14 protein-coding genes are annotated in these 14,966 nt (G+C 39.6%); 9 read left to right on the top strand and 5 right to left on the bottom strand.

Annotated elements, in window-relative coordinates; genetic code table 11:
• Positions 1 to 322: 322 nt before the first annotated feature.
• The 8 genes from LCL89_RS14425 to LCL89_RS14390 all read left to right on the top strand — a co-directional run bounded on the left by LCL89_RS14425 (position 323) and on the right by LCL89_RS14390 (position 6,517).
• Complete coding sequence (locus LCL89_RS14425; protein WP_197317310.1) at positions 323 to 781, top strand: IDEAL domain-containing protein; 459 nt, start codon at positions 323 to 325, stop codon at positions 779 to 781.
• A gap of 260 nt (positions 782 to 1,041) precedes the next feature.
• Positions 1,042 to 1,179: an anti-repressor SinI family protein gene (locus LCL89_RS14420; RefSeq protein WP_224810671.1), complete on the top strand. Its 138-nt coding sequence runs from the start codon at positions 1,042 to 1,044 to the stop codon at positions 1,177 to 1,179.
• 77 nt (positions 1,180 to 1,256) lie between these two features.
• Complete coding sequence (locus LCL89_RS14415; protein WP_224810670.1) at positions 1,257 to 2,465, top strand: helix-turn-helix domain-containing protein; 1,209 nt, start codon at positions 1,257 to 1,259, stop codon at positions 2,463 to 2,465.
• A gap of 383 nt (positions 2,466 to 2,848) precedes the next feature.
• Complete coding sequence (locus LCL89_RS14410; RefSeq protein WP_197317312.1) at positions 2,849 to 3,076, top strand: helix-turn-helix domain-containing protein; 228 nt, start codon at positions 2,849 to 2,851, stop codon at positions 3,074 to 3,076.
• Between the two features lie 27 nt (positions 3,077 to 3,103).
• Complete coding sequence (sinI, locus tag LCL89_RS14405) at positions 3,104 to 3,220, top strand: DNA-binding anti-repressor SinI (RefSeq protein WP_224810669.1); 117 nt, start codon at positions 3,104 to 3,106, stop codon at positions 3,218 to 3,220.
• 17 nt (positions 3,221 to 3,237) lie between these two features.
• A complete protein-coding gene (locus LCL89_RS14400; protein ID WP_224810668.1) occupies positions 3,238 to 3,816 on the top strand; it encodes a hypothetical protein in 579 nt (192 codons plus the stop codon).
• Positions 3,817 to 4,559: 743 nt separating this feature from the next.
• Positions 4,560 to 5,648, top strand: coding sequence for a glycosyltransferase family 4 protein (locus tag LCL89_RS14395; RefSeq protein ID WP_224810667.1), 1,089 nt, complete (start codon positions 4,560 to 4,562; stop codon positions 5,646 to 5,648).
• Between the two features lie 131 nt (positions 5,649 to 5,779).
• Positions 5,780 to 6,517, top strand: a complete 738-nt coding sequence (locus tag LCL89_RS14390) for a 7-cyano-7-deazaguanine synthase (protein WP_224810666.1) — start codon at positions 5,780 to 5,782, stop codon at positions 6,515 to 6,517.
• A 46-nt stretch (positions 6,518 to 6,563) separates the two neighbouring features.
• Here LCL89_RS14390 and LCL89_RS14385 read toward each other — a convergent pair whose 3' ends face one another.
• From LCL89_RS14385 to LCL89_RS14370, 4 genes are all read right to left on the bottom strand, one after another.
• On the bottom strand, positions 6,564 to 9,017 hold the full coding sequence (locus tag LCL89_RS14385) for an EAL domain-containing protein (RefSeq protein ID WP_224810665.1): 2,454 nt from the start codon (positions 9,015 to 9,017) through the stop codon (positions 6,564 to 6,566).
• Positions 9,018 to 9,103: 86 nt separating this feature from the next.
• On the bottom strand, positions 9,104 to 10,222 hold the full coding sequence (locus LCL89_RS14380) for a diguanylate cyclase (RefSeq protein WP_224810664.1): 1,119 nt from the start codon (positions 10,220 to 10,222) through the stop codon (positions 9,104 to 9,106).
• A gap of 228 nt (positions 10,223 to 10,450) precedes the next feature.
• Positions 10,451 to 10,624, bottom strand: a complete 174-nt coding sequence (locus LCL89_RS14375) for a hypothetical protein (RefSeq protein ID WP_224810663.1) — start codon at positions 10,622 to 10,624, stop codon at positions 10,451 to 10,453.
• A gap of 408 nt (positions 10,625 to 11,032) precedes the next feature.
• Positions 11,033 to 11,659 (bottom strand): TetR/AcrR family transcriptional regulator, encoded by a 627-nt coding sequence (locus LCL89_RS14370; protein WP_224810662.1) that lies wholly within the window; start codon positions 11,657 to 11,659, stop codon positions 11,033 to 11,035.
• Between the two features lie 583 nt (positions 11,660 to 12,242).
• Between LCL89_RS14370 and murJ the strand changes: the two genes are divergently transcribed.
• Positions 12,243 to 13,763, top strand: coding sequence for a murein biosynthesis integral membrane protein MurJ (murJ, locus tag LCL89_RS14365; RefSeq protein ID WP_224810661.1), 1,521 nt, complete (start codon positions 12,243 to 12,245; stop codon positions 13,761 to 13,763).
• Between the two features lie 140 nt (positions 13,764 to 13,903).
• On the opposite strand, the gene LCL89_RS14360 is transcribed toward murJ, so the two are convergent.
• Complete coding sequence (locus tag LCL89_RS14360; RefSeq protein WP_224810660.1) at positions 13,904 to 14,962, bottom strand: glycosyltransferase family 4 protein; 1,059 nt, start codon at positions 14,960 to 14,962, stop codon at positions 13,904 to 13,906.
• Between the last annotated feature and the right edge of the window lie 4 nt (positions 14,963 to 14,966).

Genomic DNA, 14,966 nt, shown 5'->3' with positions numbered 1-14,966 from the left:
AATCTTAAGATTTTCTGTTCTTTTTTTGTTACAAAGTTATAATTCACCAACTCTCACAGTCCTACTTTTCGTCAACTTCTTTTCCTGTTCGACAGTAAATGATGGAGTGTTAGATCAACGAGTCATAAACGAAATACATGTGGAATGATCTCCATAAAATTTTCAACTGTAACACCCATGTTAAATGTTGAAGTACTGCCACTCCGCCTTTTTTCGTCTATAGCCGTCACGTCCATCGACAAAGAAAAGGCTTTAAATTTATTGGCAAATCGGCGATAATAGAATAAAATACAGAAAATTCTGATTTTAAGGGGTGAGCGAAGTGTTAAATATTAAAATGTTGAAACCGTATTATGTCAAGGAAGACAAACGTTTCATTCGTGTCGTTCTTGCTTATCAATATTTCTCACTGTTCATTGACAACGAATTGTATCAATTTGTCCCTGTAGAATCCCGAGAAATCATAATCGACCGCACTCGCAAACGTGTCCACAATGTCTTCGATATTTTTGTCTTTCAACGCGGTAAAAAAATGGTGTATGTATCAGTAGCTGATCTTCTTCATACGCCAGAATTCATTACTCACCTGAAAACGATCATTGAACCTTATTATGAGGAGGAAGATTCTTTGGAAGACGATGTTTACTCCGATGAAGTACAAGGAGTCATCAAAGAACTGGAAAAAGCAAACCTTAGACGCCTGATCGATCATTCCATCGATACCAACGATCCTGATGCGTTTCAGACATTGAGTGATGAATGGAATCGGATGTACAGCTGAAACAATTAGGGCAATGAAAAGAAGCGGTTATGAATGAAACAAATGACCTGCTTCTTTTTTTCTGCATAAAACTACATATTTTTTATCTAAAAAATCAAAAATTGAATGAGTTAAGTTAAAAAAAGGTGATCAATGTGCAAAAATATTGAAATTTTCCCTGTATAATAACATTATAATCTTCTTTTTTGGAATTTAGTGGGTGTCTAATGCTGAACCAAACCTATATATAGACACACGTTCAGAAAATAGGAGGGGAAAGAATGAAAAGGATGAAGGACGAAAAAAGAATGGATCCTGAATGGGTATTATTGATCAAACAGGCGAAAGAAATGGGAATAGATATTGAAGAGGTCAAAGAATTCCTCGATCAAACTATAGTAAGAAAACGAATTTTATAACACCATCTATTTATCTAATAGAAGGTGTTCTTTTTTTTAGTGTATAATGTATGGTAAGTAGGAGGAGAGAAGGGGGGATGGACGTGGTAGATTTGAACTATGAATTGATTCAATTATTGAAAGACTGTTCTGCAGTCCTGAATGCACCGGTGCTGTTGATCGATCATAATAATCGAATTAAGTATCACTTCCCGGATCACTTGAAAAATCCCCCACCCATCGTCAGAAAATATATCGATCAATATATCGATCAAAGTAAGAAATTTTTACTGAAACTTCAATTCTTCTCTGACCCATTCAATCAGCATGTATTTCTTTACCCCTTCAAGACATCTCAAGGAACGGAAATGGTGATCGGAATCGGACCATTCCTGCATCAGGAAATCGGTCGCTCACAAGTACAGCGAATGTTGAAGGTAAACGATATGGACCCTACTCTGGAATCGAAGATGATGGCTTATTTTGATCAGCTTCCTGTATTCGATCGGATGCATATGCTGTCCATTGAACGGCTGCTGAATATTATCCTCCCCGGGACAGACAACAATTTCCGGACAGCGAATGCAATGAGTAAGAAGTATTACAAGAAAGATCACTCATCTAAAGAGTTGATTTCGGATCAGGGCGATGAAATTAAACGACAATTCATAAGTTCTTTCAAAATGAAAGATCATAAAGCGCTCCACCTCTATCAATCATACAAAGAAGAATACAGCAATCCACTTGCTGAAGCAGATGAATTGAGGTCAGAAAAAAATCAATTGATCCGCATGATTACAGAACTCACACAGATTTGTATTGAAGAAGGCGGTCCAAGAGACGAATTAGAATCCTTATGTGAGTTTTACATCCGCTATGGAGAAACAAAAGAGAGTACGGAGGAACTTCAAGAATTAGAAAATAACATCATTCTTACTTTGATGGAACGATGTGGCTCGACTAGAAAAGACGCCTATTACTCTCCTCACGTAGAGAAAGCTCAAAGGTATATCTTGAATAATTTGACGGAAGAATTGACGCTGAAGGACATTGCAGCAGACTTGAATGTCCATCCTAATTATTTATCAGGCATCTTCACGAAGGAAACCGGAATTTCCATATCACAATTCATCAACGAACAGAGGGTCAATGAAGCAAAAGAGCTTTTGAGTATTACAGATTATTCTTTGATGGAGATCAGTATCCTGCTGGGTTATAACAGCCAGAGTTATTTTACAAGGGTCTTCAAGAAACATGCAGGAGTTGGACCGAAAGAATTCCGAAAAAAATATCATGTCATGGGATGAAAAGGAGAGAATGTGTTTCTCTCTTTTTTTTGTGCACAAATCTAAAAAAAATTTAATGGAAATCATAAATCAGCTTCAAGTTGGAAAGACTTATAGCGAAACATGCATGACTTTGTTGAAGATAAGCCGATACTGTTGTTGGTATAGGTGTTTTTATTAATAGTGTTCATTATAAAGTGCGTTTTTATATAGTGTGTTCTTTAAAAAGGAAAGAAAAACAAAGATAATGTTCGTTATTGAGAGCATTTGATTCATATTTGTTCTTTATATTGAAATACAGTGGTTTCTTTTACGAGTAAACCGGCTTATAATATTCTTAATAAAGAACAGAACAACAAGATAAAGAACGTTCAATCACTGAATAGAAAGTGGCGGTGAAGCAGATGACAACGATAGGTCAAAGGTTGAGGGTTTTGAGGTTGGGAAAAGGATTTTCAGTCAATGAATTAGCTAAAAGATCCAAAGTATCTAAGTCATACATCAGTAATATTGAAAGAGGGGTCCAAAAGAATCCGTCTCTCATCATCATGAGCAAATTATCAAAGACACTGGAAGTCCCTTTGGAAGATCTGGTTTCCTTTAAGATGGAAGAAGAAAGCGATGTGAAATGATTCCTTGAAGAAAGAGAGGATATCTCTATGGATCATGATGAGTCAAAACAGATGGATGAAGAATGGGTGACTTTGATCAAGGAGGCGAAGAACCTTGGATACAGCATTGAGGAGCTTAAGACTTTATTGAGTAAATGTAAGTAATTTAAGGGGGGAGTGGAATGGAAGGGAAAGTAATGTTCACTAAAGATTCAACAAAAGAGAATATCTATATAAAGAACCGCCCCCCTTACCATAGTGAGCCTCATATTATCTGCGACTTAGGAATTCTGCTCGACCAATTTTCACAAATCAGGCTCAAAGAAGGGTGGAGTATCCACAGCAGCGAAGGGAAAGTCTATGCACAATCACCATCTCGAGCCATACTAAAACCGTTGTGCGCCATTGAAGGGGATGAATCCCCTTTTTCGTACATGCAGGCAGCTGTCTGCTATCATCACCTCTGTTCTTATTCAGAAGAAGGAGCGAGTGTGGTTCCTGAAAGTATTGTAGATGACGAATGGATCAGGAAGTTGAAACTGTTCGGGTATTGGAACTTCGGAGAAGTCAGGAGGAGTTTGAATCCGATTTTCTTTTATGATTCTTTACTTCATCCAGTCGTAATATTCTTTACGTGTCATCATGAAGGAATCGAAGTCATACAAAAACACATACATCGCTTTGATTATGAAGGCTATCAGCTGAAGTATATGGAGCGGACATGGGCCATGAGGGATAAAGGGAATTATTTTACAAGATAAAGCCTGATTTTGGTTAATCCAGAGTCGGGTTTTTATTATGCCTATGATTTTCACGTTTTTTTATAAGAATCATATACTATGATAATTCCAAATTATGATAATACATGACAAAAAGTTCTATACAAAGTTAACATTTTACTATATTATTAGGACAAAGCTGTTTCTGTCTACATAAAAAAACCGTCAGAAAAAGCCGTTTAGGATCGAAGATTTAAGTAAATAGGGAGTATAGGATTTAAACAGAAAAGGTGGGGCGAATGGAAAACTTAAAAGAAGTATTGGAAAATATCATTCAACGAACAGAAAACTCCGAATTGTTGTCCTCTCGCGAAGTCATAGATCATTTGATTGAACAACTCCAACAATAATAACCTCATGAATAGACATAAATAAATCCAGGCGACTGAATATCAGTCGCCTGGATTTTTCTTTTAACTATGTATTGCGTTTGCTATGGTTTCTCTTATTGTCAGTCCTTTTCAGATACTGAATGAATACTTTCAATGCTTTTGATTGGAAAGTGTTAAATATAACAAACTTAAAAACATTGTTATTTGCAACATATAGCAGTCATTACCAGTTAATGGTTTGTATGGAATGTACTGCTGCTTGTTTTTCATGTAGTACGTTTTGTTCACCAAAACAAGGGAAAAATAAAGATTAGGTACGACTTATTCTCTCATTCTGTATGATATAATGAATGCGCGTAAATGTTATGACTTAAAAAAGTAAGGTAGGATTCTATGAATATATATTTGGATATCGCAATAGCTATCGCATTATCCATGCTCGTCAGCTATTTGCTGGTCTTTCCAGTAATAAAGCTGGCAGCCAAATGGAAGATGATGGACTATCCGGAATTGAGAAAGATTCACACGGAGATCACTCCCCGTATGGGGGGCTTAGCCATCTTCGGTGGTGTCGTTGCAGGTATGATTTATATCCGGCCGGAGATGCCTTATTTCATTCCGATATGCATCGGTGCGGTCATAATCGTACTGACTGGTTTATTCGATGACCGTTATCAAATTCGACCGATTTTTAAACTGGCTGGTCAAGTGACTGCAGCCGGAGTGCTGATCATCTCAGGATTGAAAATAGATATAATCAGTATTCCTTTTATCGGAATGGTTCCATTGAATGATTTTATCAGTATCCTGTTCACTTTTTTATGGATACTGGGGATTACGAACGCAATCAACCTGATCGACGGGTTGGACGGACTCGCTACAGGGGTATCAACTATCTCCCTGATCAGCATATCCGTCATGGCTTTGGCCCTGGAACCTCAAGTGACCATCGTGTACTTGTGCGTCGTCCTTATCGGTAGTAACCTTGGTTTCTTGTTCCACAATTTCTACCCGGCCAAAATTTATATGGGGGACACTGGTTCCTTGTTCCTCGGTTATTCCATGGCTGTCATTTCCATGGTCGGTCTTTTCAAAAATGTGACGCTGTTCAGTTTTGTCATTCCAATCATTGTTCTTGCCGTTCCGGTATTTGATACGCTGTTTTCCATCTTACGTCGAATTATCAACAAGCAGAAAATCATGATGCCGGATAACAAGCACATTCATTATCAAATTTTAGCGGCAGGGTTCAGTCATCGCACGACAGTATTGATTCTTTATGGCTACAGTGCTTTGTTCGGCCTGCTTGCGATTCTTTTTTCACTAACGTCATTTGGAATATCATTGATCATCACCTTCATTTTACTGCTGATGCTCCATTTGTTCGCGGAAATGACAGGTGTAGTTTACAAAGGCAAACGACCGTTGATCAATTTGATCTCAAAAAATGAGAAAAAATCACAGGAAAAAGAAAAAGCGTAAAACAGTCAGATTTCTTCTGACTGTTTTTTTATGTTACTCTCAGAAGGTAAAGACCTATGAAAACTCTGACTATAGGCAGACTTATAGGGAATGGTAGTAAACAGAAGAATACATATCAGGAGGTCACGGTTATGGCAAATGATGTACTTTGGACAGGCGGCTGGGACTCGACGTACCGGGTTCTGAACTTGGTGTTGGATCAAAAGAAGACGATCCAGCCGTATTATGTTTTTGATCCCGTGCGCCCTTCCACGGAGAAGGAATGGGAGACCATGGAAAAAATCAAAAGTATGATTATTGAAAAAGTTCCAGAAGCAGAAGAGCGGATATTACCTACAATAAAGATAAAGAAAGAAGATATACCTCGAGATCCAGCATTCACAGAGGAATATAAAAAACTGCAACAGGAATTCCGACTGGGTGATCAATATGACTGGCTGGGGAGATATGCTGAGTCCGTCGATATGGATACGCTGGAACTCTCTGTCCACCATGACGACAAAGTCCAGGGCATGATTGAAAATGATGTCGTTAAAGTCGAAGACGGCGATGACTTCTATTATAAAGTTGTCGATGAACCTTCTCATCCTGCATTCGTGATATTTAAGAAGTATAGGTTCCCTTTGTTGAGAATTACGAAATTGCAGATGGAAGAAAGCGCTAAGCAGCGTGGGTATTCTCATATCATGGAACAAACCTGGTTCTGTCACACACCTAATAAACGTGGCGAACCATGTGGTCTTTGTAATCCATGCAAGTATACGAAAGATGAAGGGCTGGGGAGAAGGATTCCTGAACCGAGTCAATGGGAACGTGTCCGATACTTTTTATTCAAAGTCAATCGGCGTTTGAAAAAGACGTTGAAATAGAAAAAGCGCTTGTAGATTGTTCTACAGGCGCTTTTGTTAGTTTATTTTATGAATGGTCTTCTCTAATCATACTTTGACTGCCCTTTACTTCAGTAAAAATCATACTGGTCGTAATATTACCTGCGTCCATGGGCGGGCTGAACAAGTACCCTTGATATCCAATATTGATATTCTTTTTTAAGTATTCCAGTTGATCCTCCGTTTCCACACCTTCTGCAATGACTTTCAAACCTAACTGTGCCGCCATATTGATAATCGTATCCACTATCGCCTGATCTTTTTCACTGAATAAAACGGTTTGGATGAACGACTTATCAATTTTTAACGTATCCAGTGGGAAATCTTTCAAATACCGCAAAGAAGAATATCCTGTACCGAAGTCATCAAGCGATAACTTGCAGCCAATCGCTTTAATTTCTTTCATAATCGGGATCGCCGTAAAGGAATCTTGGATTACACTTTCTGTGATTTCCAATTCAAAGCTTGAAGGGGGAAGCTTGTGGCTGTGGATTTTTCTCCTGACCATCTGCACGAAACCTGTGTTATGAAATTGTATGGTCGAGATGTTCACAGCTATCCGATTGATAACAATTCCTTTATCGTTCCATTCCTTTAGCTGCAGACAGGTTTGTTCCAGCACCCATTCACCAATCGGGATGATGAGCTTCGTTTCTTCAGCGATTGGTATGAATTCCGAAGGGGGTATATTCCCAAGCTCTGGATGTGTCCACCTCAATAAGGCTTCAACTCCGATGATACCTTTACCATCTCTGTCGACTTGGGGTTGGTAATAGACCTTCATTTCGTTTCTTTCTAAAGCTCTGCGAAGACCTGATTCCAATAAAACTTTCCTGGAAATTTTCTGCTCCATTTCGTTGGTGTAAAAACAGGACTGGGTCCCGCCGGATTGTTTGGATTTATACATGGCCGTATCTGCATGCTTCATCAATTCGCCTGCTGTAGACCCGTCTTCCGGGAAAAGACTGATGCCGACTGAACAGGATACGAACAACTCAGCCCCTTCGATTTCGACAGGAAGGTTAATGGCATCAATGATTTTCTTGGCGATGCTTTTTGATTCAAATGGGGTGGTGTTGGGGAGGATGACAAGAAACTCGTCGCCACCAAGCCGTCCGATCATGCCTTCATCCTTTAAGCATGCCCGTACTCTTGAAGCGATCTCAATTAACAATTTGTCTCCAACTCTATGTCCGTGAATATCGTTGACGTGTTTGAACTTATCCAAGTCGATGAACATGACGGAAATCTGCCTGTCCCGTGTTTCGGTATCTTCGATCAATGAAGCCAGGTGTTCCTGGATCAAACGGCGGTTGGGAAGTTCAGTTAATGGATCGGTATACACTAAAGCTTCGATTTTTTGTTTGTTCATCTCACGTTCGGTTATGTCCCGGATGATTGCGGTGTACACATATCCTTCTTCCGACTCAATCGTTGAAATCGAGACTTCGATGGGGAATTCACCATTGACTGAATGCTTTCCGACCAGTTCAATGGTACCCGCAGAAGAAAAATCCCCGGATGCTTTCTGCTTTGACTTTTGTCTCATTTGGCAGACTTCTTCCATCGTTGAATTGATGATCTTGCTGATTTGAGAGTGGACAATTTCTGATTGTTTGTAACCGAAGATTCGTTCAGCGGATTGATTCCAAGAAAGGATTTTTCCTTCAGGGTTTACGGTGAAGACCCCATCGTTCGCCGCATGAATAATCGATTGATACATTTGATTCGCAAACTTGGACTTGCCTTTGGTATGGTCGAGTTTTTTTTCGAAGCTGAGGATGGAAACCATCAAACTCATCATGGTAAACAACCCTAGGAACAATAAGAAAATCAGTGAATTTTCATTGATGGCGATCACCCCGGTAACCGGAAAAGGAGTACCATTCATATCATAATTCACTGTCCCAGTCCGTATGACATTAAAACTGAAAATAGTCAGACCGATCATTAACGCAGTCATCCATCCGAATTTTCGTTTGTCTTTTTCCTTGGTATAAATGAAAAAGATGCGCAGTGCCATATAAATGGTCCCTGTGGTTAAAAAGAAAAGTGGAATGGCGACTTCCGGGAAAAGCGTGTACAGAGCAGGCAGGTTTACAGATTTTTCACAAAAGAAGTTGATGACATAGATGCTGGATGTAAGCAAAGCTGTCGATATAATCGTTTGGCCTTTGAAGCTTTTTTTCGAACTCATCAAGTAAAATGCAGAAAAACTGAAGAGTGCAGAAGCACCTACGCTTGTGAATAAAATAATAGGACGATCTGTGATGGCCATCTTCATTCCATAAACGATCATCACGAGAAAGTGAATCAGCCAGACGACACCGCTGAAACCGATAGCACGACCAATCAACCAAGCAACACGTTCCAACTGTCCCATGAAAATTGCTCGTTTAGCAAAAAAGAGAGATACATAAGAAGTCAAGATACCTAACGATAGTGAAAGCAAAAGTAAGGCCGTATTGTGTGCTAGAGACATTTCCAAGGTCAACACTCCTTTCTACCTCTGATCGGGTAGGGGTTTTGTCGAACAATCGAAGAGCGAACCGTTCATAAGCTGGAGTTCTATTTACTGGATGCCTGCATTTTCAATGGAACTGAATCAGCTCCAGGGTGGGAGATTTTCACTTGATTTCTACCGCTGTTTTTGGCTTCATACAATGCCAGGTCAGCAAGTTTGTACAATCCGTCTGTGTTTTTTGATGAATATGGGAAGAGGGCAACCCCGATCGAAACGGTCAAAGTGATGTATTTTCTTTCATGATCGATTGCAAAACGATGATCCGCAATCGATTTTCTTAATTTCTCCGCCACCGCTTTAGCCGAGTGATGGAGACATTCCGGCATGATGATGGTAAACTCCTCTCCTCCGTTCCGAAAAACGAAATTGGTGGTCCCGCATGAATCCTGAAGCAGTCTGCCAAGCTGTGCGAGAACCATGTCGCCGTTCGGGTGACCATACGTATCATTGATGTTTTTAAAATAATCGATATCGATGACCATCAAAGCGAAAGGCATCATTTCTTTCCCTTGAGTCAATTCATTCATCTTTTCATCAAATTTACGAATATTAAATAGTCCTGTTAATGGATCCCTGACAGCAAACTTTTCATACTCATCATATTTGTGGTGGATTTTCTTCATGAAATCAAAAAGGTAAACAGTGAAAAATCCTGCTCCGAAAAGCGTAGGCCAAAAAATCAAGTTCAGCTGTATGAAATAGACTTTGTCTGGAATCAAGGAATACGTCAAAATCAAAAAAATAGTATTGGAAGTAAGAATCATTAAAAATGTTTTTTTCCACAGATTATGGACTTTGAAATGAATCGCAAGGTAAGCCAGCGAAATAAGAGTCATCCCTATGAGATTAGAAATTGAAGAGGGGGTGATTCCCATTGAAAATCGTATAGTAATATTTGCGAACCAAGTGATGAAAAGAGACAGCCATCCTCCGAAAATGGTGGAGATAAGCAGAGGAATATGCCTTAAGTCGATAATGGTGGTGTCATTGGCTTGAATGGAGAATGTCATGAGAAGAAGCGTAAGAATGCCGCCAGCTACCCCTATAAAAATCGTTTTTGTCATTTTTTTCTGTTTTTTGATGAATGACGTTTGTAGGAGCTGAAAGTAGATGAACAAAAACGTCACCAGGATGGATGCGTTGATGATAAAATCTCCAATCACTAGACTCCCCCCTCTTTCTAAGTAAGGTATAGTACGTTTAAAAAACGAACGGTCGGTTGTTTAAGTGAGCATGGATGATAAAGCGCTGCTAGTGTGTAACGGCGATATTAATTTTGAGTCAGAAGACCACGAAAAGGTGACTCGAATTCAGAGAGGCGTGGAGCTTATTGATGATTAAGAAATTTTCGTATCCTGTATTGAGTAGGAACATAACTGTAAAAGGAGTGTTCATTCGGAATGAATTGTTTTCACAATTTTTAAGTGCGGAGAATTTTTTTTAGTGTATTTTTTGTTATCCAGCCATTGCTTGAACAATTCTTTGCTACAGTGGTTCTCGGAAGCATACACGGCTATTTCCTCCCAGTCCCCTGTAAGTTCTACTTTGTTTGCATCCTCCTTCATTCATTTCCCTCCTAATGAGTCAACTGATAATAAAGTCCGAATAGGTGAGATGATCATATATAAGTTGTGGAACTTCCCTAATTTTTTCTACTGATTACACGCGGTGCAATATCCAAAGCTCAGCTTTTTTTATACCTCCACTCCTGTTTTTACCGGTGTATATACATACGACCATTCGGACGTTTATTGTCAAAAATATAATCGGAAAAATCCGACATTATTTGTAAGTAACTTACCACTACGTCTATTATAGTGAACAGTGCCAAAAGACCTATTAATGTGTTTGGTAGATATGTTCACCTTTTTTTTGAAATTTTCCATTTATGAAACTCACTTAAAAAACATGAACAAAGCAAAAAAAAAAGAACATTGATGGATTATTCATCAAGTTCTTATCCCTCTTACATTTTATAGTTCCTTAACTAAGTTGGTGGATGTCCAGGCAACAAACGAAGGGTGGATGCCATTCCAGTAGTAGGTAAACAGGTGGTTCAACATTTCATCCGCTGGTGTTTCTTTGTCCATCACCTGACCAAGTAACACGGATTGGACCAATCCTTGAAACATGCTCGACAACTGATTTGATGTAAAAGGTGAATTGATTTCTCCTTTTTGTATCCCTGCCTCTATAATCGATTGATAATAGGATTTGAACAACTGGTTGATGGTATCTGTTTTTTCCCGCACTTTATGCTCGATGACTTCAGGAGGTGACATCAGGCACTTATGCCAGAAGAGAATCATATACCTTTGTTGAGAGGCAGTGTAGTAGATATTATTTAAAGCGTGATGCAGGCGTTCCCGCGCATGGAACTCATGTGTATCTTCTTCAAATTGATCCACTAATCTTCGGCAGAAAGATACAATTCCATCCAGGACGGCTACGTAAATTTCTTCTTTACTTGAAAAGTGGCTGTAAACTGAGGATTTAGCTATGCCGGATTGTTTAGCGATTTTAGCTATCGATGCCCCTTGGAATCCCTCATACCCGAACTCTGCTAAAGCAGATTCTATAATCCTGCGTTTTGTTTCCATCCATACCACCTCTTTCAAAGATTAACGACCGAATGTTCGTAAAGTTTTATGAATAAATTTATTTAACTATACCATGATTTGCAGGAAAACGCTCTATTTATCTATGATTGACTGACTTATTTGAGGGGAAGACGGAAAAAATATCGAGGGCATTCATAGGAGAAATCATTCGGGGATTTTTCATTATCTTCATATGGCTTAATTCAAAAAACAGATAGGATTTTGGAAGGGGAAGTTTTAGATATTTTTATTGAATGTGGCAGAAAATCTATCTTTATGATTCACCCCTGTGTTAAAGAAGAAAAAGCAGGATTCTTCTCTAGTCCTTATCCAATAATGGTATTGAGGAGTTCGATGTAAACTCCTAACTCCTCCACTCCCATAAACCTTCTCTTTAAGCTTCGGATTTTTGAACGTGGCATACAAAAGTGTAACCTCAATGAGACGTGCTTGATGTGATTACTGACAAATCTGGTGGATTTTCATCTAGCAAAACAAGCTATACAATTTACAGGAAACGTGCTAAGCTATTTGATAGTTTTTTCAGATATGAAATCATCATAGAAATTTGAGGTATGTGTGCATGTCAAAGTTGAAGAAAGCTGCCATATGGACTACTTTGCTCGCTTTAGTCCTGAAGGTGATCGGGTTTGTCCGGGAAGTATTCATCGCGAAGGAATTCGGTGCAACCGATTATACCGATGGATTCATACTGGCTTTTACTTTTGTAACCCTTATGAAAACCTTGATAAAAAATGGATTCAATTCGGTTTTCCTCCCACAATATAAGAAAAATCAAAGGAAAGACCCTGAAGAAGCAGAACGGAATGCAAACAGCATGTTGAATTATACGGTTGTCTTGTTTGTCGTTCTAGGCGGACTCGCTTATGTCTTTACGCCTTACATCATATTGATTTATGGAAGTATGGCTGAGACCACGGAAATGGTTGCGATTCGTATCACGCGCTTCTTCTTCCTGTTTACAGTGATTATCGGATTGACGAGTGTACTCGAGTCCTATTTACAGGCGGTCAGAAGCTTTGTTCCGAACCAGATCGTAAACTTGCTTGGAACAGGTATGGCGACTGTTTTCATCGTCCTGTTCTCAGATCTTTGGGGGATCTATAGCATCGCCTATGGATTTATTACAGGTCTTGCGATCGGTTTAGCCCTGCAAGTCTACTATTTATACAAGTATGGGTATCGATGGACGCTGACGTTCAACATCAACAAAACGTTTGCCAAAACTTTCATCGTATTATTCGTTCCATCCATCCTCCATGCTTCGGTGGGGCACATCAATGTATTCATCGATAAGACATTCGCATCCAGTACAGTCAGTGGTGCGGTCACATACTTGAACAATGCTTCTTTGTTGATGAGTATTCCGAGTGCGATTTTTCAATCCACAGTAGTCGCTATCATATTCACGTTGCTTTCGGAACAAAATGAACAAAAAGATAAGTTCAAGGACACACTCCACATGGGCTATCAAATCGGCCTGCTCACATTGATGCCGATTGCTGCAGGATTGCTGCTGCTCGCTGATCAGGCGATTTCATTCATCTTCGAACGTGGTGCTTATTCAGCGGTTGATGCTCAAAATACTGTGACTGTCCTGTATTACTATATCCCTCTAGTTGTAACGCAAGGGTTGTTATTGATTCCAATCAAAGCGATGTATGCACTTGGCGAAACGAAACAATTGTTGAAAATCAGTTCGACGACGATCATTGCAAATGTCATATTGAACTTCCTCTTTGTCGAGTGGATAGGATATCCTGGCTTGGCCCTTTCCAGTACTGTCGTTTCATTTTATTACATCACCTTTGTAAGTATTTCGATTTATAAAGAGATGCCTGCAGGTGAAATGCCTCGTCTGCTGAAGCTGATCGTGCAGGTTACGATACCTACGGCGATCATGGCAGTCCCGATTCTATTGATAGAATTTTTCACCCCGATACATGAGTTGTATTCCTTGTTCCAGATGATGATTCTCATCCCGGTAGGAGCAGTCGCTTATGTCATCGGCCTATATCTTTTCTATCGTGAAGGATTCAACAGAGTGGTGGAATTTGTCCGTCGAAAAGCGAAGAAAGCATGATTGAAAGAGTTGGTCCTTGACCAGCTCTTTTTTTTGGTCGAGAAAAATCCTTTCGCTTATTTATCGGTTCCCGCCCCTGATAATTTGAAAAATCACCGATAAAGGTAGCAACAAAAAAGCAGGCTTCAACAGCCTGCTTTCTATTCCAGCATATCCTCATATAGATATTCCAGGTTCCTATTCAACATAGAAAAGTCATACTTCCACGCTTGCTCCTTATTGTGTTCGGAAATCCGGTGCATGGTTTCAGGTTCCAGTTCTAATATTTTCTTAACAAATGCATCGACATCCCCAGGCTTGAATAAATAACCTTCTTTGCTGTCTTGGATGATATCCGGGACAGCTCCGACACGAGTCGAAAGGACGACATGGCCAGCTGCCATCCCTTCTAAATTTGATAAACCGAGCGCTTCGAAATAAGAAGGGAGGATGAACATATTCGCACGGTTGAATTGCTCAGCCTTTTTTGTGCCATGCAACGTTCCCAACTGTTCGATATTCAAGTCATGTTTCCTGATTTCCATTTCCAAATGATGGTCGAGGGGACCATTTCCCATTACTAGAAATTTCACATCTGAATGATTTTTCAATATTTTCGCCATTTCGATGATATCCAGAATCCCTTTGTTTTCTCCTACTTTCCCGACAAAAAGGACCACCTTCCCTTGTTCAGGTGGAAGAGGCCTCACATCCTTGAACTGATCTACGAATATGGCATTGGGAACGATATGAAATCGCTCTGGTTCAATTTGAAATGTCTTTATGAATTGCTGTTTCCATATTGGAGATAAACAGACGATACGATCACATTTCTTTAATGTCTCCACCATTTTCTTTTGATGAGCTGAGGATGATTCACGGTAGAATTCAATGAATTTGCCGCTATGGATGTGAAGAACGACCGGAAACCCCATCCATTTAGCCATTGCAATCAAATATCGGCTTTTTGTAAAGGCGCGGTAGGCGGCGGTATGGACGTGGACAAGGTCCGGTTGTTTTTTCTTCAAAGCATAATAGAACTTTCCCAGTATCAATCCATTATGAACCGCCTTGTTCACGCGCGTGTCTTTTTTCGGAAAGATGTTGAAGAAATCAAGGGAATACTTTTCACTTCTGAAGTTCTTCAATTGTTGTAAAAAAACGGACATGCCTCCGATGGGGGGAGGCAGAGGTCCGACTTGTAATACATTCTTTTTCATAGTT

Origin of the sequence: Halobacillus yeomjeoni (assembly GCF_020171525.1) — a bacterium.
GTDB lineage: Bacteria > Bacillota > Bacilli > Bacillales > Halobacillaceae > Halobacillus > Halobacillus yeomjeoni.
Note: the sequence above shows the minus strand (reverse complement) of the source record. Positions and strands in the feature narration are given on the sequence as shown.

Excerpts from the sequence above, each read along its gene's own strand:
- LCL89_RS14420 (WP_224810671.1), top strand. The coding sequence starts at position 1,042 with ATGAAAAGGATGAAGGACGAAAAAAGAATGGATCCTGAATGGGTATTA.
- LCL89_RS14415 (WP_224810670.1), top strand. The coding sequence starts at position 1,257 with ATGGACGTGGTAGATTTGAACTATGAATTGATTCAATTATTGAAAGAC.
- LCL89_RS14410 (WP_197317312.1), top strand. The coding sequence starts at position 2,849 with ATGACAACGATAGGTCAAAGGTTGAGGGTTTTGAGGTTGGGAAAAGGA.
- sinI (WP_224810669.1), top strand. The coding sequence starts at position 3,104 with ATGGATCATGATGAGTCAAAACAGATGGATGAAGAATGGGTGACTTTG.
- LCL89_RS14400 (WP_224810668.1), top strand. The coding sequence starts at position 3,238 with ATGGAAGGGAAAGTAATGTTCACTAAAGATTCAACAAAAGAGAATATC.
- LCL89_RS14395 (WP_224810667.1), top strand. The coding sequence starts at position 4,560 with ATGAATATATATTTGGATATCGCAATAGCTATCGCATTATCCATGCTC.
- LCL89_RS14390 (WP_224810666.1), top strand. The coding sequence starts at position 5,780 with ATGGCAAATGATGTACTTTGGACAGGCGGCTGGGACTCGACGTACCGG.
- LCL89_RS14385 (WP_224810665.1), bottom strand. The coding sequence starts at position 9,017 with ATGTCTCTAGCACACAATACGGCCTTACTTTTGCTTTCACTATCGTTA.
- LCL89_RS14375 (WP_224810663.1), bottom strand. The coding sequence starts at position 10,624 with ATGAAGGAGGATGCAAACAAAGTAGAACTTACAGGGGACTGGGAGGAA.
- LCL89_RS14370 (WP_224810662.1), bottom strand. The coding sequence starts at position 11,659 with ATGGAAACAAAACGCAGGATTATAGAATCTGCTTTAGCAGAGTTCGGG.
- murJ (WP_224810661.1), top strand. The coding sequence starts at position 12,243 with ATGTCAAAGTTGAAGAAAGCTGCCATATGGACTACTTTGCTCGCTTTA.
- LCL89_RS14360 (WP_224810660.1), bottom strand. The coding sequence starts at position 14,962 with ATGAAAAAGAATGTATTACAAGTCGGACCTCTGCCTCCCCCCATCGGA.